Origin of the sequence: Lysinibacillus sp. NPDC086135, from assembly GCF_044746345.1 — a bacterium.
GTDB lineage: Bacteria > Bacillota > Bacilli > Bacillales_A > Planococcaceae > Lysinibacillus.
Map to the genome: position 1 here is coordinate 93,848 of NZ_JBIVCA010000010.1, position 24,820 is coordinate 118,667.

The 24,820-nt window shown below is 30.6% G+C and carries 35 protein-coding genes; all 35 read left to right on the forward strand.

The genetic code is table 11. The annotated features are described in order from the left end of the window. Positions 1-8: 8 nt before the first annotated feature. The 35 genes from ACIPKN_RS14420 (at position 9) to ACIPKN_RS14590 (ending at position 24,796) form a co-directional block, all read left to right on the forward strand. Positions 9-176, forward strand: a complete 168-nt coding sequence (locus tag ACIPKN_RS14420) for a DNA cytosine methyltransferase (RefSeq protein WP_400937202.1) — start codon at positions 9-11, stop codon at positions 174-176. Positions 177-327: 151 nt separating this feature from the next. Then, positions 328-570, forward strand: coding sequence for a hypothetical protein (locus ACIPKN_RS14425; RefSeq protein ID WP_400937204.1), 243 nt, complete (start codon positions 328-330; stop codon positions 568-570). Positions 571-617: 47 nt separating this feature from the next. Continuing rightward, complete coding sequence (locus tag ACIPKN_RS14430; protein ID WP_400937206.1) at positions 618-1,178, forward strand: hypothetical protein; 561 nt, start codon at positions 618-620, stop codon at positions 1,176-1,178. Between the two features lie 84 nt (positions 1,179-1,262). Continuing rightward, the gene (locus ACIPKN_RS14435; RefSeq protein WP_400937209.1) at positions 1,263-1,424 is read left to right on the forward strand and encodes a hypothetical protein; all 162 of its coding nucleotides are present in this window, start codon (positions 1,263-1,265) and stop codon (positions 1,422-1,424) included. Positions 1,425-1,454: 30 nt separating this feature from the next. Next, positions 1,455-1,823 (forward strand): hypothetical protein, encoded by a 369-nt coding sequence (locus ACIPKN_RS14440; RefSeq protein ID WP_400937211.1) that lies wholly within the window; start codon positions 1,455-1,457, stop codon positions 1,821-1,823. Positions 1,824-1,929: 106 nt separating this feature from the next. Beyond that, positions 1,930-2,517: a hypothetical protein gene (locus tag ACIPKN_RS14445; RefSeq protein WP_400937213.1), complete on the forward strand. Its 588-nt coding sequence runs from the start codon at positions 1,930-1,932 to the stop codon at positions 2,515-2,517. Next, a complete protein-coding gene (locus tag ACIPKN_RS14450) occupies positions 2,510-2,923 on the forward strand; it encodes a DUF1064 domain-containing protein (RefSeq protein WP_400937216.1) in 414 nt (137 codons plus the stop codon). Before ACIPKN_RS14445 ends, ACIPKN_RS14450 begins: the two co-directional genes overlap by 8 nt. A 237-nt stretch (positions 2,924-3,160) precedes the next feature. Continuing rightward, positions 3,161-4,192: a hypothetical protein gene (locus ACIPKN_RS14455; protein ID WP_400937219.1), complete on the forward strand. Its 1,032-nt coding sequence runs from the start codon at positions 3,161-3,163 to the stop codon at positions 4,190-4,192. 75 nt (positions 4,193-4,267) lie between these two features. Continuing rightward, positions 4,268-5,407 (forward strand): hypothetical protein, encoded by a 1,140-nt coding sequence (locus tag ACIPKN_RS14460; RefSeq protein ID WP_400937221.1) that lies wholly within the window; start codon positions 4,268-4,270, stop codon positions 5,405-5,407. A 66-nt stretch (positions 5,408-5,473) separates the two neighbouring features. Next, a complete protein-coding gene (locus ACIPKN_RS14465; protein ID WP_134020738.1) occupies positions 5,474-6,154 on the forward strand; it encodes a hypothetical protein in 681 nt (226 codons plus the stop codon). A gap of 10 nt (positions 6,155-6,164) precedes the next feature. Further along, entirely contained in the window at positions 6,165-7,619 is a 1,455-nt protein-coding gene (locus ACIPKN_RS14470) for a replicative DNA helicase (protein WP_134020735.1), read from the forward strand. Positions 7,620-7,645: 26 nt separating this feature from the next. Continuing rightward, positions 7,646-8,683: a hypothetical protein gene (locus ACIPKN_RS14475; RefSeq protein WP_400937224.1), complete on the forward strand. Its 1,038-nt coding sequence runs from the start codon at positions 7,646-7,648 to the stop codon at positions 8,681-8,683. Beyond that, on the forward strand, positions 8,684-10,357 hold the full coding sequence (locus ACIPKN_RS14480; protein WP_400937227.1) for a DHH family phosphoesterase: 1,674 nt from the start codon (positions 8,684-8,686) through the stop codon (positions 10,355-10,357). 13 nt (positions 10,358-10,370) lie between these two features. Next, on the forward strand, positions 10,371-13,556 hold the full coding sequence (gene dnaE, locus ACIPKN_RS14485) for a DNA polymerase III subunit alpha (RefSeq protein WP_400937230.1): 3,186 nt from the start codon (positions 10,371-10,373) through the stop codon (positions 13,554-13,556). A gap of 63 nt (positions 13,557-13,619) precedes the next feature. Further along, on the forward strand, positions 13,620-13,922 hold the full coding sequence (locus ACIPKN_RS14490; protein WP_400937232.1) for a hypothetical protein: 303 nt from the start codon (positions 13,620-13,622) through the stop codon (positions 13,920-13,922). Between the two features lie 56 nt (positions 13,923-13,978). Continuing rightward, positions 13,979-14,137 carry a hypothetical protein gene (locus ACIPKN_RS14495; RefSeq protein WP_400937235.1) on the forward strand — a complete coding sequence of 53 codons (159 nt, stop codon included), beginning with the start codon at positions 13,979-13,981 and terminating at the stop codon, positions 14,135-14,137. Positions 14,138-14,173: 36 nt separating this feature from the next. Then, the gene (locus ACIPKN_RS14500; RefSeq protein ID WP_400937238.1) at positions 14,174-14,353 is read left to right on the forward strand and encodes a hypothetical protein; all 180 of its coding nucleotides are present in this window, start codon (positions 14,174-14,176) and stop codon (positions 14,351-14,353) included. A 46-nt stretch (positions 14,354-14,399) separates the two neighbouring features. Next, positions 14,400-14,594 carry a hypothetical protein gene (locus ACIPKN_RS14505; protein WP_400937241.1) on the forward strand — a complete coding sequence of 65 codons (195 nt, stop codon included), beginning with the start codon at positions 14,400-14,402 and terminating at the stop codon, positions 14,592-14,594. Between the two features lie 28 nt (positions 14,595-14,622). After that, positions 14,623-15,027, forward strand: coding sequence for a hypothetical protein (locus tag ACIPKN_RS14510; RefSeq protein WP_400937244.1), 405 nt, complete (start codon positions 14,623-14,625; stop codon positions 15,025-15,027). Between the two features lie 52 nt (positions 15,028-15,079). Then, positions 15,080-15,331 (forward strand): hypothetical protein, encoded by a 252-nt coding sequence (locus tag ACIPKN_RS14515; RefSeq protein WP_400937247.1) that lies wholly within the window; start codon positions 15,080-15,082, stop codon positions 15,329-15,331. A 26-nt stretch (positions 15,332-15,357) separates the two neighbouring features. Further along, the gene (locus ACIPKN_RS14520; protein WP_400937250.1) at positions 15,358-15,573 is read left to right on the forward strand and encodes a hypothetical protein; all 216 of its coding nucleotides are present in this window, start codon (positions 15,358-15,360) and stop codon (positions 15,571-15,573) included. Positions 15,574-15,604: 31 nt separating this feature from the next. Next, positions 15,605-15,988, forward strand: coding sequence for a hypothetical protein (locus ACIPKN_RS14525; RefSeq protein ID WP_400937253.1), 384 nt, complete (start codon positions 15,605-15,607; stop codon positions 15,986-15,988). 44 nt (positions 15,989-16,032) lie between these two features. Next, positions 16,033-16,242 carry a hypothetical protein gene (locus tag ACIPKN_RS14530; protein ID WP_400937255.1) on the forward strand — a complete coding sequence of 70 codons (210 nt, stop codon included), beginning with the start codon at positions 16,033-16,035 and terminating at the stop codon, positions 16,240-16,242. Positions 16,243-16,254: 12 nt separating this feature from the next. Next, entirely contained in the window at positions 16,255-16,626 is a 372-nt protein-coding gene (locus tag ACIPKN_RS14535; RefSeq protein WP_400937257.1) for a hypothetical protein, read from the forward strand. Positions 16,627-16,661: 35 nt separating this feature from the next. Further along, positions 16,662-16,943 (forward strand): hypothetical protein, encoded by a 282-nt coding sequence (locus ACIPKN_RS14540; RefSeq protein WP_400937260.1) that lies wholly within the window; start codon positions 16,662-16,664, stop codon positions 16,941-16,943. Between the two features lie 57 nt (positions 16,944-17,000). After that, positions 17,001-17,171, forward strand: coding sequence for a hypothetical protein (locus ACIPKN_RS14545; protein ID WP_400937262.1), 171 nt, complete (start codon positions 17,001-17,003; stop codon positions 17,169-17,171). 29 nt (positions 17,172-17,200) lie between these two features. Then, on the forward strand, positions 17,201-17,380 hold the full coding sequence (locus ACIPKN_RS14550) for a hypothetical protein (RefSeq protein ID WP_400937264.1): 180 nt from the start codon (positions 17,201-17,203) through the stop codon (positions 17,378-17,380). Between the two features lie 89 nt (positions 17,381-17,469). Next, entirely contained in the window at positions 17,470-18,927 is a 1,458-nt protein-coding gene (locus ACIPKN_RS14555) for a zinc-ribbon domain-containing protein (protein ID WP_400937266.1), read from the forward strand. A 117-nt stretch (positions 18,928-19,044) separates the two neighbouring features. Further along, positions 19,045-20,025 carry a hypothetical protein gene (locus tag ACIPKN_RS14560; RefSeq protein WP_400937268.1) on the forward strand — a complete coding sequence of 327 codons (981 nt, stop codon included), beginning with the start codon at positions 19,045-19,047 and terminating at the stop codon, positions 20,023-20,025. A 227-nt stretch (positions 20,026-20,252) separates the two neighbouring features. Next, positions 20,253-20,693 carry a hypothetical protein gene (locus ACIPKN_RS14565; protein WP_400937270.1) on the forward strand — a complete coding sequence of 147 codons (441 nt, stop codon included), beginning with the start codon at positions 20,253-20,255 and terminating at the stop codon, positions 20,691-20,693. 147 nt (positions 20,694-20,840) lie between these two features. Beyond that, positions 20,841-21,614 carry a hypothetical protein gene (locus ACIPKN_RS14570; RefSeq protein ID WP_400937272.1) on the forward strand — a complete coding sequence of 258 codons (774 nt, stop codon included), beginning with the start codon at positions 20,841-20,843 and terminating at the stop codon, positions 21,612-21,614. Between the two features lie 656 nt (positions 21,615-22,270). Continuing rightward, positions 22,271-22,666 carry a hypothetical protein gene (locus ACIPKN_RS14575; protein ID WP_400937273.1) on the forward strand — a complete coding sequence of 132 codons (396 nt, stop codon included), beginning with the start codon at positions 22,271-22,273 and terminating at the stop codon, positions 22,664-22,666. A gap of 184 nt (positions 22,667-22,850) precedes the next feature. Then, the gene (locus ACIPKN_RS14580) at positions 22,851-23,186 is read left to right on the forward strand and encodes a hypothetical protein (protein ID WP_400937275.1); all 336 of its coding nucleotides are present in this window, start codon (positions 22,851-22,853) and stop codon (positions 23,184-23,186) included. Positions 23,187-23,236: 50 nt separating this feature from the next. After that, positions 23,237-23,482 (forward strand): glutaredoxin family protein, encoded by a 246-nt coding sequence (locus ACIPKN_RS14585; protein WP_400937278.1) that lies wholly within the window; start codon positions 23,237-23,239, stop codon positions 23,480-23,482. A gap of 51 nt (positions 23,483-23,533) precedes the next feature. Next, positions 23,534-24,796 (forward strand): ribonucleotide-diphosphate reductase subunit beta, encoded by a 1,263-nt coding sequence (locus ACIPKN_RS14590; protein WP_400937280.1) that lies wholly within the window; start codon positions 23,534-23,536, stop codon positions 24,794-24,796. The last annotated feature ends 24 nt before the right edge of the window (positions 24,797-24,820 follow it).

Below are 24,820 nucleotides of genomic sequence, written 5' to 3' on the forward strand. Positions count from 1 at the left end.
TTAAAGCGATGGATGATCGTGGAATTAGAAAGTTAACTCCGTTGGAATATGAAAGGCTACAGACTGTACCAGATAATTATACTTCCTGTGTTTCAGATAGTCAGAGATATAAAATGCTCGGTAATGGATGGACAGTGGATGTTATTGCACATTTACTCAAAGGGATTAAATTATAAAATACATAAATTAGTTGTTTTTATATTAATGATACTCTATAATTTAGTTATACAATAGGTTATTGGAGGAATTTATTATGAAAACAATGGGAAAAATACACATCAATTTTTAGAGAGTTATACTAGTAGATGTGGGAGGGGTAATAAGGAAATGGATAAATCGAATATTAAAGATTATTTGATAAATTTATTAGATTCAGTAGAAGATGATTTTACTGAAGAAATTATTAGAAACATTGTAAGCAATGTAATTAGAGAATTTAATACAAAATGTGATTATTTTCATGCAGGTAATTATGATGACGGTGGATACGCTTGTGATTATTTCAATATTGTATGGATTGATGCGAATGGAGAATTGGATGCGGTTGATGTACAGGCGAATCCACATTAAATAGCCTTAAATAATAATCACATTTTATAAAAACTGGAGGAAGATAAATGCATAAATTTTATGATGATCTTAAGGATTTCATTTTAAATCAGGAAGAAAAAGAACGTCTTATTCCTTACTATGAATCATTGATTCAATTAGAGAGCTATCCAGAAATGAAAGATTTGCTAATTCAATACAAAGACAGTAGCTATAACATCGATTATAATGAACCAGATGAATTTGACGGCTATTCTAATGGATGGTTAGAGTTTTATGAAGAAAATAATCCTATTACATATACAATTGAATTAGATATTAGTCAGATGCAGGGTGGTTATTGTCAGTGTAAACCTAAAGATGAAGGTTATAATTCTGACAAAAAATGCTGTGGAATAAGTTGTGACGTGCATTTACCTAAAGTATCAATTGTTAAAGAAGTAAAGCTTTTGAATCATGAATTCCAAGGATATGAACGTGATTTATGGGCTTTAGAAGAGAAATGGCTAATGGAGTACGAAAAGGATCTATTACAGAAGAAACAGCTTGAAAAGGTAAGTAATATAGAGGCACAAATTGCACAATTGCAAAAAGAATTAGAAGTAGTAAAATCAGGTCTTAAAAATTAATTAATAAAATACATAAAAATACTTGAATTAATAAATTGAAATGTTATAATAAATATATAAGTTAAGAGAGAGGGAGTGATGATCATGGTCAGGAGATTGACTTATAACGAACAGGAGATTTTGAACGAATTAGATTATATGAATGATCAAAAAGAATTTACTCGTGATAATGCTGTTTGGTGCAATAAGACAATCAAGAAACTGCTACTGGAGATACATTTTCTAAAAAATAATATCATTAGTTAAGAAAATACATAAAAGTAAGGTGAATTGATTTTGATAGAAACTTTAGTAGAAGAAAAGAGTGTAGTGCAGCTAACTGAAGATTATCGAATTACAAGTGATCAACGCAACATTATCTTACAGAAACGTTATCAAAAGCGTGAAGGTAAAGGTCGAAATGCTCCATTGATTAATGAGTACGATTATAAAGATGTTGGATACTTCGGAAACTTAAAATCGTTATTAAATGGATTAGTGAATTATGAAGTGCCATTATCTGCTACAATTACAGGGAAAATTGAAGATGCTCATTTACGAATTGAAAAGTTGCGAGATGATATTATGCAGTATGTTTCTGATAAAGTGACGATTCTTCAATATAATCCTAAATTAAAAGAAAACGTTGATGGTGATGCCGATTGACAAAGTACGATGCTAAAAAAAGTAGTAGAAGAAAGGAGTATTCAATATAGCAGGTAAAGAGACGCATAGATTATCCAAAACAAAAATCTATAGAAAATGGGCAGACATGATTCAAAGATGCACTAATCCTAATTCAACTAATTACATTTATTATGGAGGAAGAGGAATTAAAGTAACTGAAGAGTGGTTAACTTTTGAGGAATTTTATAAATGGTCTATGTCAAACGGTTATTCAAAGGAGCTTTCCATTGATAGAATAAATGTTAATGGTAATTACGAACTGTCTAATTGTAGATGGGCGACTAGAGAAGTTCAAGACAACAATAGATCTGATAGTGTGAAAGTAATGATTAGAGGAGAAACATTAACTTTAACTCAAGTAGCTAAAAAATATGGATTTAAAATAGCATGTATTCAGCATAGATATAATGTTGGTGATAGAGGAGAAAAGTTAATAACTCCGTTAAAGAGAGGAATTAAAAGAGACGGTACTAGGCAACATAAACCAGAACTTAAATTAACTAAAAAAGAAGTATCTGAGATAAAATGGATTTCTTTAAATACAAACATTTCACAAAAGGTGATCGGTGAAAGATACGGTATTATTCAAGCTATGGTTAGTCGTATTAAACTAGGTAAATCACATCCTACAATTGAATCAGTTAAGCCGGATTGGTGGTGTGAATTTGACTAAATATAATGCTAAATCAGTAATTGAGGACGGTATTAAGTTTTCATCTAAAATGGAAAAAGATTATTACTTATACTTAAAACAACAGAAGCTACAAGGTAAGATTAAGGATTTCTCACTACAACCATCATTTGAACTGCAACCTAAGTTTGAAAAAATGAATAAGAAATATCGTCCTATTGCATATGTTGCAGATTTTAAATTGATACATAATGATGACAGTATTGAAATAATAGATGTAAAAGGATTTACTAATCAAGTTTTCAATCTTAAAGAAAAGATGTTTCATTACCATCATGAACATCCTTTGACGCTCATTACATACAGTAAGATTGATGGTGGATGGATTGATCTCGATACACTTTCTAAAAATAGAAAAGAACGCAAGAAAAACAAGATAAAGAAATAATGTTATACATAATTAAGACTAACTATCGAACCTTGAGTGATGTAAATAATTAAAATTTATACATATAAAGGTGAAATGCTAAACAATCGCATGTTCTCAAGTAGTGAGCTTCGCCAAAGCTTATTACATATTCTCAAAATAAAATCCTAATATTATTTAAACTTTAGTTAGGTACATTGTGATCGGTTCGATAGTTAAATGATAAAATACATAATTGAAATGGAGAGATTTATTAATATGGCAAAAACTACTCATGGATTACCAGAAACAAAAGGATTCTTCCGTTTACGTGGACTTGCAACAGGATTGAAAAAAGAGGATGCATTAAAGTCGCATACGTTTACATCAGGCTCAGAAAAAAATACTGCAAAATTCGGTGTAAAAGTTGACCAAGAATCGATTGTATTTATTAATGCAGAAGGATTTAAAACAAAGGAAGCTCACTTATTCAAACAGTCTGAAGTTAAAGGAGAAAAATCACAGAAAAAAGTCGTACCTTGGGATGATCGATACAATCACGAAGATGAAGGATTTAAGGTTATTGGTACTCGCTTAGGATTAGAGAAAGATGAGAAAGGTAAAAATATCATCTCTACGTTTGCTCAATATGATGCGCCTGAAGCTTTAATTAGCGGTCTAAGTGATGATACTTCCATTTATGTACAAGGTAAAATTGAGTATTCTTCATTTAAAAATCGTGATGGTGATGCTATTCGTAACAAAAAGTTGCTTGCTGATGCTGTATTCTTAAACTCTAAGGATATTGATTTTGAAGAAGATGGGTTTGAATCATTATCAGACTTTAAGCAAACTATTGTATTCATCGGAATTGAAAAAGCAGAAAGTGGAGATAAATTCTTAGTTGAAGCAAAGATCATTACTCAAAATTCAATCGAAAATGCAGAGTTTGTAATTTATGAAAAGTCTCTAGCAAATATGATCAAGAAGAATTTAAAGCCATACACATCTATTGATGTTAGTGGAAAAATCATTAATAAAGCTGACGTAGAAGAAGTGAAAGAAACTGACTCTTGGGGTAAAACAAACTCATTTGATCGAGCAAATACATCTTACACTCGTGAGTATGTAATCGAAGGTGCTAACCCAGAAACTATTGACGTTGAAACGTATACTCAATCAATTGTAGATGAAGCATTAGAAAAACTGAATGCTAAAGGTCAACAAAAATCATCTGACAATTGGGGTAAGCAAGATTCAAATAGTGAGAAAAAAGGAGTAGAAGTAGAAGAGGAAGATTTACCTTGGTAGTAGCTAACTAATACATAAGACAAAAAAATTACTTTAATATAAAAAATACATATTTAAGAGGAGAGCAACTTATTCATGGCAAAAGCTAAACGTGGAAGTACAGTAAAAAAAGGTTTAAAATTCTTTAACTTTGGTGAGGCAGGAACTTGGAAATCAACATTTGCATTAGACTTCATGAAGATGACAAGTGAAAATGGTAAGCCATTGCGTGTATTATATATCGACTGCGAAGCAGGTAGCATAGACAACTACTTAGAATCATTAGAAGGACAAGGCATTAATTTAGATAACTTATTGTTAGTCTATACTACATCTTACTCAGAAGTTGAAGAGTGGGCGCAAAAAGCAATGCAAGAAGAGACGCTTTATATCGAAGACGATGAGGGGAATCTAGAAGAAGTATTTGATGCTGATGGAAATCCATTCGTTGCAGACGTAATTGTAGTAGACGGTATTACTGTAATTAGTGATAATGTAAAATTTGCGGCAATTAACGTATCTGAAAAACGTGCTAAGTTAAAAGCTAAATCTCAAGATAAGACAGCGACAGAGCAATTTGTAGCAGAATCTACAGCAGGATTAGAATTTAAAGATCACGATAAAATAAAAATGAAAGGTAAGAACTTATTGCGAAGCCTTATTACTGGCACAGATAAATATGTGGTAGTAACTTCTCGTGAGAAGACTAAAAAGCAAATGGTTGATGTAGATGGAAAAATGCAATTAGTTGAGGTTGGCAAAGTTCCTGATACATGGGATGGAGTTGAATATGAGTTCTTTACGGTATTACGTCATTTTGAAGATGATATGGGTCAAATCAAAGCGCAAGTAATGCGTAAAGACCGAACTCAAGTTTATGCTCAAAATGTTGTAATTGATGATCCATCGCCTCTACTATGGCAGGAGGTAATTGATAAAAACAAAGGTAAAAAATCAAATGTAGTAGGAAATAGTATGTCAGACTCAATTAAAAAAGATGAAGATCTGCTGTCTGAAACAATGACAAACCAAAAAGAAAAAGTTCAAGAAGAAGTAATCCAAGAAGTTACTGTTGATGGTTTACGTGATGAAATTGGAAAGTTAATTTCTGCCTTAACTCCACTGAAAAAGAAATCGTTAGGTGCAAAAATTAAGGCTTCTGGATTAGATACTGATTTTAATCAAATTGAAGCTATTCCAGACTTGGAGAAATTCTTGAAATTAGTTAAAGAATAGTACATATAACATCAGGGGATTGAATTTTTTCTTTCCCCTTATTTTATAGAATGAGGTGTAACTATTATGAAATACAAGTGTAATTCATGCGATACAAAAAAGTTAAAAGAGTTAAAGTTACAAGGGTTAGATAGAGACGGTGATGGAAAGCTGATAAGATTGCAGTCAATCGATACTGAAAAAGATTCATATTTAAAAATAAATAATAGGTATTACCATGAGGAGTGTTTTAAAAATGAATTAATTAGGAAAGGCAAGATGTCTGAGCAAGAAATAGAAAGAAAGATTATTAGCTATCAATTAGAGCAACATAAAGATAAACAATTAGCAGAATCTAAAAATAGATTCTATGAATGGATAAAAGAGCATTATCAAGTTACGTTGCCTAATTATTATTGTATGAGGATCGATAAGATTACACAGGGAAAAGATGAAAAGGTTTATGGATCTATTTCATACGATGAATTTCTAGAGATGTATTCCATGTTGGTTAATTATCTAGCTAAACAGACATTAAATAAAAAATTCAAAAACACTTCCCAGAGAATGAATTATGAGTTAGCTATTGTTATTAGTAAATATGAAGACTACAAGAACTACAAAGAAAGACTGGAAGAAAAGAACCATCAAGTAGTTGATATCAAGTCTAAAATTGAATCATCTAGTAAGTTTAATCAGGTAGTTGAAAAAGCTAGAAAAGATGCTGAAGATTTTAGAGTAGCAGACATTCATGATGAATTGATTTAGGAGGAAACAGATGGTTGAAAAAAGAAAAGATAATGACTATGCGTCAGAAGCATTACTAGTTGGTTCATTATATAAGAATGTAGATTTATACATAGAATATGCAGATTTAATTAAATCAAAATATGATTTTCATGATGAAGAGCTTAGATATCTATATGACATGTTTGAATTGTTTTATATGACATTTTCACAGGAAATGAACGAGTCGAAGTTTACAATTTTTATGAGTCAGGATAGTGAACGTTCTAAGAGATATAAAGATATAGGCGGTTGGCGAACAATAGAGTATCAAATGAGCCTAGCTGATGATAAAGATGTTGACAAGTATTTTGATACAGTAAAAAAGTATTCACTAATACGTGAATTTGCTAGAAAAAACTTCCCAACAGATAAAATGTTACAGCATCCTAAGTTTCCTCAAATGAAAGCAGAGGATATTATTAGCACAATGCGTTATGCAGTAGATAATATTAATACTGTTGTTGGCGGTGGTAAACAAGCAACTTTGTTGGGTAGTAAATTTAAAGATAAATTAGAGTCATGGAAGCAGACTCCAGATATCGGTCATCCATTACCTTTCCCCAAGTGGGATGAATACTTTAGAGGGTTACGTAAAAAGAAAGTGCTCGTTGATGGTATGTTATCGAATGAAGGTAAAAGTAGACGTATGGCAAAGGTTGTTAATTTCATTGGTGTATTAAAACGAGTTCCTGTCTTAGTTTTAGTTAATGAGCAAGACGAAGACGAATGGTACGCCATGCAAGCATCAACGATCTGTAATAATTATGAGTTTAACTTCTTAAATTCGAATACTGATAACAAGGAGTCACTAACTAACATCACTGAATCGGATATATTAAATGGTGTCTACGAATCAGAAGATCAATATCGCTTAATTACTGAGATTGTTGGAGAGTGGATCAAAGAAAATACAAGAGTTTACTTTTTGGAACTAAATAAATATTCAGACGAGGATTTACAACGTGAAATCAAAAAGCATGTATTGGGGTTAGGCGTAGAAGTAATTTATTACGATACATTAAAAGGGTACAAAGGTGATCAGTGGGAAACAGTAAAGCAGACAACGACAATGATTAAAAATGTTTGTGGAGAAATGAATGTAGCAGGATACTGTACGATTCAATTAACCGATGAGACTCATAATATCGATATCTTTGATTTAAACTCTAATAACATAGCTAACGCCAAGCAGTTATACCATGTAGTTGATCACATGATTCTGGAGAAACGATTAAATCCGAATGATTATCATAAATATAGAATCACTAACGAATGGGGTACATACGAATTAGATAAAAACAAAACATACTATGGACAAAAAATAGCGAAAAATAGGGGTACAGGTAAGGGAACTGTCTTAGTTACAGAGGTGAACTTAGATAGAAATACATGGTATGAAGTAGGCTTTCTAACTAAGGTATTTAAACCGAAGAACGATAAATAACTTTATGTGTAATTGAGGTGAATACTTTGGATGCTTTAGATTTAAAAGAAAGGATTATTGATGATGATAAAATTAGATTAATCCTAGAAGAATTAGGTATGCATTCAATCGAATCAAACAGCGGGTATTATTCTTGTGGTATGCCTGACGGAGACAACCAAAACTCTACTGTTGTATATAAAGATAATTTAAAAGTAGATGCATATACAAGAAATATAAAAGATGCATATGGTAACAGCGACATTATCTCATTAGTGTCATTTGTGAATGAAAGTTACTTTTCTGACAGCTTAAAATGGATATGTGATGTTTGTAACTATGATTATTACGAAAAGCAAAAACCAAAATCAAAATTAGCATCATGGGCTAGAGATATGATGAGAATAAAAAATAGGGAAAAAGATTCTGTTGACGAACATCTTGAACCCATAGACGAAAGTATCCTAGATTATTACAGATTGTATGTAACAGACTTATTTAAAAATGATGGAATAGGGTATTATACACAAGAAGAGTTTGAGCTTGGTTATGATATAGAATCAAATATGATCACCATTCCGATTCGAGATGAATTAGGTAATTTAGTGGGAATCAAAGGGAGACTAAATAGAAAAGATGTGCTTCCACATGAGAATAAATACATATACTTACACCCTTGTGCTAAAACAAAAATTTTATATGGGTTAGACAAGGCAAAACATTATATTTTAAAACATAAAGAAGTGATAGTGCTAGAGGCTGAAAAGGGGGTTCAGCAATTATGGGACAAAGGGATAAAGAATGCAGTCGCTATTGGCGGTCACAAACTATCAAAAACGCAAGTAAAGAAATTAACTTTGTTAGGCGTAAGAATTGTTATAGCTTATGACAAAGGCGCAGAGATAGGTAGAGGTGGACTTGTAGATAAAAACTTCTATCCAGATGAATTTGATAAGTTTATGAAAAATCAAGAGCTGTATTGTATTTATGATACCAAAGGTTTACTCAAAGATAAGGAAAGTCCTAGTGATAATTTTGATAACTGGTGTAAACTCTATGAGAGCAAAAGAAAGGTGAGAGGTTGATTGTTTAAATACGAATTAATTGGTGACAATGATTACATATTTGATGTTATTGGTACTCTTTCACAAAATAGAGATGTATCAAACCTTAACGATTATCTTGAGTTAGATAAATCAGTTACTCAGGATTGGAAAATATTAAAGAATATACATAATGTTAAAAATACAATTGCTAAACATGTTGATAATGGCTCAAAAATATATATAGTTGTAGACTCAGATGCTGATGGTTATACAAGTGCATCAATTTTATATCAATACTTAAAATTACAAAACGAAGAATTAGATATTACTTATCACATTCACGACAAAAAAATACATGGTATCGCCAGTGTAAGCGATGATTTAGAGATTGATTTGCTATTAATCCCAGATGCTTCATCAAATGAAGAAGAGGAGCATAAACGATTTCATGATAAAGGTATAGATGTAGTAGTAATTGATCACCATGAAGTCGATTGTGAAGAAAGTAAATATGCAACAATTGTTAACCCTTATTTGAATAATCAAGGTAATTTATCGTTAAGTGGTGCAGGAGTTGTATATAAGGTGTGCCAAGCGTTAGATGAGCACTACAATACTGATTTTTCAGATTACTTCTTGGATTTAGTAGCAGTAGGAAATGTAGCAGATATGATGTCATTAAAAGAGTTAGAGACACGTTACTTAATTAATGAAGGTTTATTAAATATCAATAATTCATTCCTGCAAGCATTAATTGCAAAACAGGAATATTCAATGAAGAGTAAATTAAACCCTACTACTATTGGCTTCTACATTGCACCACTTATCAATGCTGTTACTAGGATAGGAACAATTCAAGAGCGAGAAGATATGTTTAAGGCATTTATAGAGCATAAAGAATTAGTTGAGTATAAACCTAGAGGAAAGGATAAATCAGAATTAATCCCATTCATAACTGATTTCGCAAGGCAATGCGTAAATATAAAATCTCGACAAGACAGAGCAAAGAATAAGATGGTTGACAGTATTATTGAGAGTGCTGTAATAAACGAGAGCGATAAGGTTTTATTACTAAAGGATATGAACATTGATAACGGATCAAAGGGTTTAATAGCTAATCAGTTAGCAAGTAAATTCATGAAGCCAATCATCATTGTCGATTACAATAAAAAAGAAGATTTATATACAGGCAGTGGACGTAGCTATGGTGGGTTTGATGAGTTAAGGGATATCTTGAACGAGAGTGAATACATAGAGTACGCAAAGGGACACGGTTCTGCATTTGGTGTAGGAATTAGCAATGAAAATATTGGAAAAATTACGTTACATTTAAATGAATTAATGTCGAACATTGATTTTAGTAAGAAATTTAAAGTGGACTTTTTAATCCCTTTGAAGTCAATGAACTCATCAATCATTGAGGAAATAAGTGAACTGTCTCCAGTATGGGGAAAAGATATTATTGAGCCTAAGCTAGTAATTAATGATTTTAAATTAAATGATGTAAACTTTGAAATTATAGGCTCTAAATTAGATACAATACAAATGCAACGTGGGAACATTACATATATCATGTTTAAGCAAAAAGAAGAAGATATTCTTAATATAAAAAATGCAAAAGAAATTGAAGTTGTTGGAACTTGTAGTGTTAATACATATAAAGGAGTTAAGCAGTATCAGATCATTATAGACGATATAAATATTATTAAGTAATGGAGGTTGTGAATTGAATAACTATACTATGTATCACCTTCATAGCGATATATCTAATTTAACAGCAGGAACAGGTGCAGACAGTATAACTAAATTTACTGATTATCTTGATAAAGCACAGGAATTTGGAATGAGTGCAATTGCCTTTTCAGAGCATGGAAGTGTAATGAATTGGATCAAAAAGAAACAAGAAGTTGAGAAGCGTGGTTTAAAATATATTCATGCTAATGAGATTTATTTAACAAAGGGTATAGGAGTAGAAGAGGTAAAAGGAAAAGATAAGCTAATTCTTCAACGTGATAATTATCATTTTATGACTATTGCCAAGAATCATGATGGAGTAAAAGAGCTAAATGAATTAACATCTCAATCATTTAATCGTGAAGACGGACACTTCTATTATAATCCACGACTTACTTTCGATGATTTAAAGAATACATCTGACAACATTATTATGACTTCTGCTTGCCTAGCTTCTCCAATTTGGAGATTATATAATAACGCTTATGAAATTATTGGTGGGAACAGAACGATTAAAAATAATGATTTACACATTGAGTATGAAGAGTTGATGCAGTGGTTTATTCAAAATAAACATAGGATGTTTTTTGAAGTTCAGTATCACACACATCCAGACCAAATTAAGTTTAATCAAATGCTATCAGTCTTATCTAAAGATACGGGCATTCCATTGATAGCAGGAACAGATACACATTGCTTAGACAAAGTTCATGCGAAAGGTCGTGAAACTCTTCTTAAAGCTAAGGGTGCTAGTTATGGTGATGAAGATAAGTTTGATTTAACTATGAAGTCATATGATGAATTAGTAGATATGTTTGAAGTTCAAGGCGCTTTATCACGCAATGAATACTTAGAGGCAATTGAAAATACTAACGTTATGGCGAACATGATTGAAGAATTTAATTTAGATAAAACTCCAAAATATCCAAAGCTATACGATAATCCAATTGAAGTATTTAAGAATAAAATAAACGATGGATTTGTAAAGCGTGGATTTAACAAATTACCAAAGGAAGAAAGAAGAGTTTACTTAGACCGTGTACACGAAGAATTTAATACATATGAGAAATTAGATGCAATAGACTACATGTTGCTACAAACTAACATTATTGAATGGTGTCATGAAAACGATATTTATCAGGGATATGGTCGTGGCTCTGTAAATGGATCGTTAATTGCTTATTTATTAGGTGTTACAGAGATGGATAGTGTTAAACACAACTTGAACTTTTTCCGTTTTTTAAATCCAGATCGAGTATCAATGCCTGATATTGACGTAGACTTTGAACCTTCTCGTAGACAAGATGTAATCGATTATTTAGCCTCTATTGAGGGAATTGATTTTGCAGAAATTATCACATTTAACACAATTGCAACTAAAGGTGCTATTCGAGATGTATCTCGCGCCTTAAATATTCCTTTAAATGAGGTTGACGAAATTTCAAAAGCTGTTGATAACAATACGTTAGATAAATACAGAAATAAATATAAAAAGTTGTTCGAATATGTTGATTTATTAGAAGGTACTATTGTTTCTATGGGGAGTCATCCTTCTGGATTTGTAGTTTCTCCGATTGACCTAAATAGCAATGTGTCAACTATCTACACTAAGGAAAGTAAATACAAGGTAACGTCAATCAACATGAAGGAGTTAGACGGACAATCGTATGTGAAATTAGATATTCTAGGACTAGACAATATTGAGATCATTAATGAGGCTTGTAAATTAGCAAATATTGAACGACTTACGCCTGATAATATTGATGTTAATGATATTAATGTTTGGAAATCGCTACGTGACTCAACGCTAGGCGTGTTCCAATTTGAATCAGATACAGCGTTTGACTATGTACAGCAATTGTTTAGTGACAAGACATTATCAAATATAAAGAATGATGTCGGTGAAATTGACTATATCAGCCTGCTTAGTTTAGCTAACGGTGCAATAAGACCCGCAGGTGATTCTTATAGAAGTAAATTATCTAATGGCATTACTAACGATAATGGGCACACATCTTTAAATGAATTTCTTAAATCGAATTTAGGATATTTAGTTTTCCAAGAGGACATCATGAGGTTCTTAACTGATTTCTGTAATCATTCAGGTTCTGAATCTGACAGTGTTAGACGAGGATTAAGTAAAAAAGAGGGAACAGAACAATTCTTACCTAAGATTAGAGAAGGATTTATTGAAATAATGACATCTCAATATGGTGAAACAATAGAGAAATCAGAAGAGATATTACAAAGCTTCTTAAAAGTAATTGAAGATGCATCAGATTATGGATTTTCTCTAAATCATTCACAACCATATTCTTTTATTGGCTATGTATGTGCATATTTAAGATATCATTATCCGCATGAATTCATTACAACAATACTAAATGTACGTGAAGATAAGATGGATAAAAGTGCTAAGGTAATTGCCTATGCTAAACAAAAGGGGATTGAAATTAAACCGATTAAATTCGGTAAATCAAAGTCTAAGTATGAGTACAGTAATAGCGATAAGGCTATATATAAAGGCTTAAAGTCAATTAAATATATTAATGACAATATATCTGAAGAGCTGTTTGAGTTAGCAAATTCTAAAAAGCATTCAAATTTCTTAGAGTTGCTAATTGATATTACAGAAAATACATCCGTCAATACTAGACAGCTCAACATTCTGATACGATTAGGATTCTTTAGTGAGTTTGGTAATAGTCTATACTTAGAATTAATTGCAGAAAAGTTTAATGATCGTTATAAGAAAACACATAAAGATAATACGAAAGATAAACGAATTGAAGAGGTAGAGGAGTTTATTTCATCTTTAAATGACATTAAAGATTACTCAATTAATGAAAAAATAATGTTTGAGGTGGAAGTGTTAGGATATCCTCAGAGTACAGATGATACTTATGATAAGTCATTTGCTGTAATTTCAGATGTAGAAACTCGTTACTCTCCAACAATTAAACTATACATTGTCAACACTGGAAGTGAAGTGGAGGTTAAAGTTAATAAGAAATTATTCACTGATAATAAAGGTAATCCACTTTTGATCAAAGGAGACTTAATAAAGGTGTTAAAAGTTGATCGTAGACCTAAGCAACAGTTACTGAATGGTAAATGGATGCCAACTGATGTTATGCAGAACTGGCTATCAGCATGGGAACTTACTAAAAAGGCTTAGTAATTAATAAAATACATAAGTTTAAATAAAAATTAAATATTATCAAAAACTGGAGGAGTTATCATGGAGATTTTTGAATCAAATTATAATCATATTACTCAAGAATACCTAGAAAGTGTTTATAAGGCTTCAACAAGAATTAATAAATTAGTAAATTTAGTTTTATCAAGAGCACTTGAAGATGCTAAAAATGGAAACAGTGTGTCCAGATCATATATACATAAGGATGAATTCGATTATGAAACATTAAAGTTGGCTTGTGAAGAATTACAACGGAGAAAATTTAGAGTTAATTGGTCACATGAACAATACACTTCAACAGAAGGATACATTGGTGAAATTCAAATTAATTTCATAGCTTTATAGACTAAATAAAAGAAACCTATTATAAAAGAAAATACAAAATAAAGGAGATATTCTTTATGAAAATAACAAAAGGATATCACGGTGAAATACACAACATTGAAGGATTAGATGCTAAGAAGAAACAAGCATATACGGAGGCAAGACGAAAACTTAAATATGCTCATAGCGTGTTTAAACGAGTGAGTGAGAAACATGCAAATTTTAAGATTAAATAAAAGGAATATATTATTGAAAAACAGGAGGAAAACGAGATGGAATTAAAATTAGAAGTTCCTATGGGACATGTAATTGACACAAATAAGGAAGAACAAAACCTAGTAGTATCAAGGGATGCAGGTGTTGCAAATTATATTCGCCTTAATTTTGGAGAATTTGAAGCAATTTTAAGCACAGATGAATTTAAATCGTATTTTGGAGCATTTTTACTTTAAATAATATTCATCTTTTATTTAAAAATACATAAGAGAAGGAGAAAAAATGCATACAGTATCTTACACAAAAGAAGAACTACGAGCGATTTTAATTCAATTAGGTGGTCGCATTGATGATTTAAAAGGACTTCAAGTTAAAGCAGGTAAAAATGGTGACGTGTCAAGAGTATTAGAATTAGAGAACTTTATGAAACCTATTCTAAGTGGAAAAGAAAAAATGGAAATAGAATTATATAAATAATACTAAAGTAAAATGGAGGAATTAAACTATGGGAGTAGACGCTAGTTATTTATATGGATATGGTGCTGAGGTTAGTAAAATTGAGTGGGATTTAGACTATTTACGAGAAAAATATAAAGATAAATTAGAGGAAAGAGTAGATGTTAGATATAGTCATAGACCAACATGGGATGTATTCATTTCTAGTATGGAAGAAGCTATTGAAGATGAGGATTACAGTTTGATAACTGAACATCTAGAAGATATTGATTATTTATTTGACATCAACTATGATGATGAATCTTATTTGACTTTTGATCATACGCACATCGCTGAATTGTATCCAGATGCTAAGTTGAAAGACTTAGATGAGGTTGCAAAGGTATACGCTAAAGAATTAGGAATTAAAAATGTAGAGGAAATTGAATGGATTGAATGGGGTTATTTTAGTTAGATAAAGTTAAATAAAACACGCATATTAATGAAATAATAGGAGGAATATATTTATGACATTAACAAAACAACATTTAGTAAACACTTTTGAAGGTGCACGTAATAACAATTCGCCATATGTATTTGTTGGTATTGAAGCAGAAGGAATTAAAGAGGTGATTTCTATTCCATCAGTTTCATTTGATGCAAAAGAACAATTTTACAATAACGCTTATTCAAACAAATTAGTACATGTAATGAATAGTAAAGTAAAAATTATAGGTTTAACTCATGGTTATCCAGAAGCGCTTACTGATTTAGTCTAAGAAATTACTGAAAGAAGTTGATTGAAATGATCACTAAAGAAATTATGATCCAAAAAATAATAGACTATAATTTTCAAGATGACAATTTTACTTTAGAAGGAGTTATTAGATTCTTGCCAAGAAGACTGGATAAGTATGGGCATTTGTATGGTTGGAATGATGATGAAGTTCAACAAAGGTTTTTCTTGTACATTTTAAATATTAGAGGATTTAAACATCATTTAGAAAACAAAATTAAATAAAATCACACTATTATAGAAAAGGATGAAGATAATGTTAAATTTCGTAAATACACATATAGTAGAAAAAGGTTGTCCAATCACAGTAGGAGTTTATTATATTAATTTCGAAAAAGCTGTTAATTTGATCGATAAGTTAAAGATTCATGAAAATGTCTTAAGTGAACGTAGATATAAAAATCAATGTGAGATTGTTGTAGAGAAGGATGGATATGAAGTGAGATTAATTGCATTACCTATGTCTGATTCTGCTAGAGGTCACAAAGTTCATTACTCGTTTATTGATAAACAATTGTTTGGTGAGAACAACAGAATTGAACTTTTCATGAATCTAATTATGCCGTCAACGGTTGACTACAATATGAAAAATGAATATAAATCAGAAGAATTCTATGAGCCGAGGTTTTTACTGTATTAGATAAAAGATTAGTATTATCAAATACATAAATGGAGTTGAGTCTTATGCAAGATGGGAAAACATTAACCGAACAAACTGTATGGGAACATTATAAAAAGGTAGAAGCCGAAAACTTTCACCTTAAAAAACAACTCGTAAATAAGAATAGACAGATTAAACAACTTAAACGTGTGATCAGTACATTGAAAGCTAAGTATGAAAAGCTTACTGAAAATCGTAAACCAAAGTATAAGAATACAATTAGAAGAAAGTAGGATGATTAAATATTGTTGTCAGTTACATTATTAGTTTTAATTATTGCTTATGAGATTTTTAGAGCATTCAAGTTAGATGAGTTTAAGTTAGTTCTAAATACGATAAAAAGCCTTAAAGGAAAAGAGAGGCATAGTCCAGAAATGGTTCAAGCGGGGCAACTATTTCTTAATAATAAAAGATTCATCACTTACATCTTGTTTGAATATGGATATCTAGTTGTAGTAGGTATTTTATTCTTTACACAGTATTGGCTAATTGCTTTACTTATCACACTTCAAAGTTTGATTTTATATCTTATTAACAAAAAGAAGAATGAATATATTACATATGAAGATTCAGCAATTACGATATTAATTATTGTATTAGGCTTATTGTTGATTTAATTAAAATGACAATATTATAGAAAGAGGTTGATTATATGTACTACTACAGTATATCTAGTGGAGAGTATGATGATTATCATCAAGTAATATTGATGCATGAAAAACATTATCCTAACATCAAACTTGCAGGAATGCATAATCAAATAGTTGGTGAAGATAATGCTCTTATGGACAAAGATGATATTGTGAAAGGTATGATTGATAAATTTGGATTTAAAAAGGTTGAAATAATCTCCGAAATAGTAACAGGGTATGTGACTGGTGAGCAAATTAATCTATTAGAAGTTGACAATGAAGAAGACTGCATAATAGTTTAAATAATATTTTGATTTTATAAAATAAAATACATAAAAAATAGAAAAGAGGAATTTGTCATGTTGAATAAAAAAGAATTAGTTAAAGATTTAGTTGCGGTTAGTGGGTACTATGAAGATCAAATGAATCTAACAGAAAATGATGAAGAAAAGGCTAATTATAGAGGTACTGTATCAATTCTAAATACTGTAATTGGAGAAATTGAAAAAGGTGTTTACGATTGTAAATAAACAAATGCAAAAGAATGGATGATAATGCAATGACAGTAAACGAATTGCTTAAAGTAACAGATGAAGAACAATATGTTTGGATAGTAGTCGATACTACAGTAGAATTTGATGGTTATGTTCACGAGATAGATAAAGATAAGTATGGGGATAAAATAGTAAATAGTATTTCGTTTGGTGGTACTGACATTATGGCTATTGTAATTAAGTAGTTAATAACTCTAAGTCAATAAAATAATAAAAAGGATAACTGTACAGTAAGAAGTGGTAGCTACCCTCCTGACGAGGAGGCAATGAAAGATTGTGTAATACATATGTAAGACCTGAGTTTGATACAACAATTGAATTGAAAGATAATGCAATGTTGAAAGTTAGACCTGAATTGTTTGATGAATGGGATTTCGAGAAGAATGATAAGTTAGGTTTAGAAGTTTATAAAGCAACTAAAGGTAGTAATAAAAAGGCTTGGTGGGTATGTAGAGATAATAAAGAACATAAATGGGATGCTATGATTAACAGTAGAACAAAGGGAACTGGTTGTTCGTATTGCAGAGGATTAAAAGTTAACAATACAAATTCATTAACTTCTCTAAATCCAGAATTAGCAAAAGAATGGCATCCAACTAAGAATGGAGATTTGACTCCTCACGATGTGACTTGTGGTAGTCACACTAGAGTATGGTGGAAATGTAGAACACATGAAAATCATGAATGGGAAGCTACGATTAACAGTAGAACAAATATGAATACATCTTGTCCTTATTGCTCAGGTCAAAAAGTATTGAAGGGTTTTAATGATATGTGGACTACAAATCCTGAGTTAGCTAAATTATTGTTGATTCCTGAAGACGGTTATAAATATATGCAGAATAGTGGACAAAAAGTAGACTGGAAGTGTCCTGATTGTGATGAGATTATTAAGAATAAAACGATAAGCATGATAATGAAAAATGGATTATCTTGTCATAAATGTTCGGATGGAGTTTCATATCCTGAAAAAGTAATGTATTGCTTATTGAAAAACTTAAATGTCAAATTTAAGTATGAAAAAACATTTACGTGGTCACAAGCTAAAAGATACGATTTCTATATTTCATCTCATGATATGATTATTGAAATGCATGGAATTCAACATTATGTACAAACCAATAGAAAACGTGCAAGATCACTACAAGAAGAACAAGAGAATGATAGGTTGAAAGAACAATTAGCTAAAGATAATGGTATTGATCATTATATTGTTATTGATGCTAGATATAGTGAGTTTGAGTATATAAGAAATTCTATAAAAAATAGTAAACTAAATGATATGCTTGATTTGAACAAAGTTAATTGGGAAGAAATACATAAGAATTTGATAAAATCATTAATCATTCAAGTATGCGATGAATGGAACAAAGGAGTAAAAAACATAAGCAATCTCTGTGAAAAATTTAGTTTAAGTAGAGGTACAATTAATAATTATTTAAAGAAAGGTGCAAAAGCTAATATTTGTGAATATAGCAAAGATATTAGCATTAGAACAAGAAATAAAATAAATGCAACGAAAAGAAATAAATCAGTAGTTCAAATTAGCTTAAACTCCACTTATATTACCAGTTGGAGTTCTGTGAGTGAAGCGTTTAATCATCTAGGTAAAGAAACTGGCTCTAGTATTTCTGCTTGTTGTAAAGGTAAGCTTAAATCGGCTTATGGTTTTAAATGGATGTACAAAGAAGATTACGAGAAATACATAGAAGATCAAAAGCAATTAGCGTAATTCATATGATAAAGACATAGTTTTAAAATACTTAGTTAATAAGAATCGGGATCATGAGAAGTACATAGTAGAAAATAAATGATTAAATACATAAAATTAGAAAAGAGGAATATAATTATGGAAATTAAATCAAATGTATGTGGTACAGTTATTTCAATCAAGGATGGTATTAAAATTTTAAGCGAAGACGGTAATGTTCACTATTATGGTAAATTGAAACAAATGAAATATATCAAATTAGGAAAACATGTAATTGTAGGTATGATTATAGGCGAGACGGAAGAAAAATCATTACATTATGAAGTTTATAAGTATAAAGAACAAATTGCTCCACATGATCAAGAAGTGTTAACTACAGAGAAATTCGAAGTTAATGCATATCCTAATCATGTTGTTTTGAACATTATCGATAAGTATAAATTGAAGATAACACCGACAATTAACATTGAGAGTATTATTGTTGATTATGTAAGAATTTCTACTAGCAAAAAATCAATTACAGGCATATGCTTGTTAGGAAATTATGTAAATAATGATAATACATATACGACATTTTTAAATTTAGACGACTTTAACTTCAATGAAGTAGCGCAATTATTAGCTACAATGATCAATCTATATAAACCGAAAGAGATCAAATTGGATACTCGTGGAATGGGTATTGGAGTAAAAGAAGCATTAGAGATTGAATTGAAGAAGTTAAATATTACATATAACGATAATGGATTGCTTGAATATGATCGCAAAGAATTAGAGGTTAAAGATAGTAATGAATCAGAATGTGTATTAAGTACTAAAGTAAATGGAGATAAGATGTATTTTGTAACGGCATCAAGCATAGTGAATCCTTTAATTAAAAGAAAAGTTATGTCTAGTATTGAAACAATGCTGAATAGTGACAGCAAGGTGGTAATGATTACTGAATGGTTTGAATTGAAGGTAATGGAACGTGGCAGTCTACTTCATGTTAAAAGCTATAATAATACTCCTTCAAAAATTAAAAAAGAAGTGCTGTCTAAGATTAACTATGCAATTAAAAATGGACACAATTTAATTATGATTCCAGACTTATTTGAGGTAAAGTACTTAGACATTTAATTAATATTTCGCTTTTATTAAACACTTGAACCATTGGTACATAAGGCTTTGTAGGTTATGAATTTAGTAAATATGCTGAAATTGATCAAAACTAAGGTAATTGCTGCATATTCTTAAAAAGTGACTTATGAGCCTTACTGCCACAAGGGATTGAGAGGTTAAATTTGAAATATGACTTTCAATAAAAACCATATATTATTTAAGAATATATAACGAGGAGTGATTATATGACAATAATGAATGTTTTAACTGCTGATGATATGTCATATGTGAAAGTGGAAATCAGAAACGTTTCATTAAAATATTATACATACTATGAGAATGTAGTGAAGAATTTATATGAACGCTTCAAGTCTGATTCGCCATGTAAAATAATATTTGGCAGCGAAAATGCATATACTCAAGAATTTAAAGAGTTACTGCATACTAATGGATTTGAATTGAATGAAGATGGAACAGTTTTAACTATTCAAGAGAACGGAATTTGTTATAACTCAATTGAACACGCTATAGAGGCAATTAGACAACAACCATATAACATAACGGTCAAATCGGGATATGATGAAAATAAACTGATCGAAGTGTTACTAAGTAACGGTTACATAATTTCTACAACTAATAATTCAGATAAAACTGATGTGTTAATCTATGGAAATATAAATGATTGACAAATAACAATTTAGTAGATTATGATATTTAATATAATAAAATACATAACGAAAGGTAGGGAGTTTATTTCTGCAAGAGAAGCGCACAATTCAATATTGTCATTAGAGCTTCAAATGAGACAAGTTTTGTAGAGAATAAGCGAACAAATGAATAAACCCACTAAATCTTTAAAAGTACCAACTATTATCACATGTGCATTAGCATTGGCTTGGTTTGTATCACATGCCATAGAAGATGATAATAAAGATGGTATGGAGAAATCCTCGGACATCATTAAACGTATGGACGATATTAAAAAGAACTCAATCTCATATCAAGTTGAGTCTTTCCAGATAGAATATGAACGTTTAAAAGAAGAGGAAAGAAAAAGATTGGAGGAGTTGGAACGTCAACGCTTAGAGGAATTAGAAAAAGAACGACAAGCTAAACTTGAACAAGAGAGATTAGCTAAGATCGAAAGAGAAAGAAAGTTAGCTGAAGCGAAGAGAATTGAAGAAGCTAAAAAAGTAAAACAGGTTAGATTGGTAAATGAAAAGAAAAAACAGCTAGTACAGAATGTTAGTAATTCAAATAAACAAGTCGATACTAGTACTCAATCAGGGTGGATTAATGCTGAATTCACAGCTTACACTGCATATTGCCCAGAGGGTTGTACAGGAACGTCTGCTAGTGGCGTATTCTTAGGTAATTCAGAGTATTATCAAGGATACCGTGTTGTTGCTTCTTATAATGGATTACCTTTATACACTCTATTAGAGTTAAAATACCCTAATGGTACAACAGAAAAAGCAGTAATCTTGGACAGAGGCGGAGCAATATCTCACGCAGGAATTTTAGATGTACTAGTTTCTAGTGAATCTAAAGCAAAGAAATTTGGAAGAATCATTGGTCAATATAGAGTTATTGGAAGTTTAAAATAAAATAATACATAAATATTGAGTGGGGATTGATAATTTCTTTCTCTGCTCAATTTAAAAGAAGGTGATTAATTATGACATTTAGAAATAAAGTAAAGTGGATTAATAGAATTAGAAAGTTAAAATCGAAAATTAGAGATACGATCTTCAAAAAGCCATTTTATAAATACCTATATAACCATATTAAAGATGAATTTACTTATAACAATAAAACAGCAATTAGATATTACATGAATGTTAATACTTTAAGAGACGAGTCATTTAAATATGAGTTAGAACTTTATCATAAGATATACTGTAGTGTATTTGATAATCGATATCTTGAATGGCTATTTATGTACACTAAAGATTATGTAGGTGCTAAAATTAAGAAGTATTCAGATTTACAATTCGTTTATGGTGAAGATGAATATGGTCTTTACTTTGAAGTAAGTTATATAGATGGATATTAAAATTAATTAATAAAATACATAAAATAAGTATTGAAATAAAAATGTTTGATGTTATAATAAGATTATAAATAAGTAAAGGAGATGAGATGATGAACATCAGCGATTCAGCACTTGAGTTTTACGGTTATAAATTTATCAATGACAAGGTTCGAGAAAACGAAGGTATTACATTTGAATATTACCTTAAACGAGAGTTAGGTGATTGAATTGGAAGACATCAAACAATTTGAAAAAGACTTAACGTTTGTAGGGAACTTTTTAGAAAAGCTGCCTAGAGAAGTAGCAAGCTTATCTAAAGTAATTAGTTGTAAGGACAGAGAACAAGAAGACTTGTTGCATCATATCGAATTTGTTAAATTGCCTGCAAATCAAGGATATACAGCATATAGAAGATTACACATCATTAGAAACGAACGTAGACAGGCTAAAAATTTATATGAAGTTGTAAAATTGGCAAATGATTTAACAAAAGATAAATTGTCAGTCTCAACATTAAGTACTGCTCTAGGCGAAGTAAGAAAGATAATTAACAACAGCTCAAATAAAAAGTATAAGCCTAGAGAATTAAGCGATTTAAATTACGGAAACAATAATACATATTAAAATACATAAGATTGTGGTGGTAATTATAAATTATATTGTGATTGGTACAGATTGTAGTGGTAAGACAAGTTTAGTGGAAATGTTATCTGACATTACCGAATTTAAAGTTGAGAAGGGATCAAGTTTTCAGCATTCACAATGTACTCAAGATGAACTATTTGAAAAGTTTTTAGAGTTTACTAAGATGGATAGTGTAGTATTTGACAGATTTACTTATTGTAATGAAGTATATGCACCGATGTATGATGACTTTGCAATGTTATCTGATGATCAACGTAGATTTATTGAACAAGAAATGAAGAATAAAGCAATTGTCATTTACTTATATGCAGATGACGAAGTATTAGAACAGCGTTATAACTCTCGTGGTGATGATTATGTTTCATTAGAAAAGTTGAAGTATGCTAAGAAGAAATATGAAGAAGCTATACATAAAATTGAACATTTAGAAGTAGTTAAATTTAATACAGGAAAGATGACAACAAAAGAAATTGTGGAACAGATACTACTTAGTTATTAATATAATAAATACATAAATAATATATATGTGAATAGAAAGAGGATGGTATTTTGAAAAATAAGTTAACATTAATTAAGCGTTCAACACCAACATGTCCTGCGTGTGAGACAATGCAGTTCATATTAATAGAAGAGGGAGTTCCATTCGATACAATAGACATTGCTAAAGATGATGATGCAATTGAGAAATATGATTTATCAAGCGTACCAGTAATCCTAATAGACAGTGATGAAGGACAAGTAAAACTAAATGGAATTCAGCCGATTGAAGTTATCAAAGAACTCCTTGAAGAATAACAAATTCATTTAAAGTGATTCAATAAGATGCATAAACAAGGAGGAAATAATTTGACATTATCTAAAACAATTAGGAAGAGAGATAATTCAATCGTAGAATTTAAACTAGAAAAGGTTGCTAGTGCCATTAGTAAAGCAGGAAGGGAGACTGGAGAGTTCAATGATGAAGTATCAGCAACTCTTGCACAAGAAGTATTATATTTATTAAATGGATCAAATGATGATTTGTCAGTTGAGAAAGTACAAGATACTGTAGAAATGGTTCTCCTTAACTCCAAGTACAAGGTAACTGCTAAGGCGTACATTCTTTATCGAGAAAAGCGTTCACAAGAACGAAAGCCTGATATTTTTAAGTCTCGTATTAATTTAAAACCTTATGAATATCCAAGTTTGGTTGAATACAAAGAAGCTATTCAACACTCATATTGGTTACATACTGAATTCAACTATACATCAGATATTCATGATTATAAGGTTAATATTAGCGACAAAGAACGTAATGCGATTAAGAATGCAATGTTAGCTATTTCACAGGTAGAAGTTGCAGTTAAAAACTTTTGGGGAGATTTGCATAACCGTATACCTAAACCTGAAGTAGGAGCTGTGGGAGCAGTATTTGGTGAGTCAGAAGTAAGACATAGCGATGCTTATTCACATCTACTTGAGATATTAGGTTTAAACAATGAATTTGAACAAATTCAAGATATTCCTGCGTTAGCAAATCGAGTAAATAGTTTGACTCGAGCAGTTAAGTATACTAAATCAGAAAATAATAAAGATTTTACATTGTCTCTTATTTTATTCTCACTATTTATTGAACATGTGTCACTATTCTCGCAATTTTTAATTATCATGTCATTTAATAAGCACAAGAATATTTTTAAAGGCATCTCTAATGCAATCGAAGCAACGTCTAAAGAAGAGCAATTACATGGATTATTTGGAATTGAGTTAGTAGACATTATTCGAAATGAAAATCCAGAATGGTTTGATGAAGAAATGTCAAATAAAGTTTATGACGCATGTAAGAAAACATTTGAATCAGAGGTTGAGGTAATAGATTGGATTTATGAAGATGGAGATTTAGACTTCCTACCTAAAAATGTGGTTAAAGAATTCATTAAGAATAGATTGAATAATTCGTTGAAAAGTACTGGGTTTGAACCATTATTTGAGGTAGATGAAAATTTAGTAGAGCAAACTGATTGGTTTGATGATGAGATCATTACTACGAAACATGTAGACTTCTTTGCTAAACGTTCAGTAAATTATACAAAGAGAACTAAGAGTTATACTGCTGAAGATATATTCTAAGAGTATTAACCTTGGTATTTTATA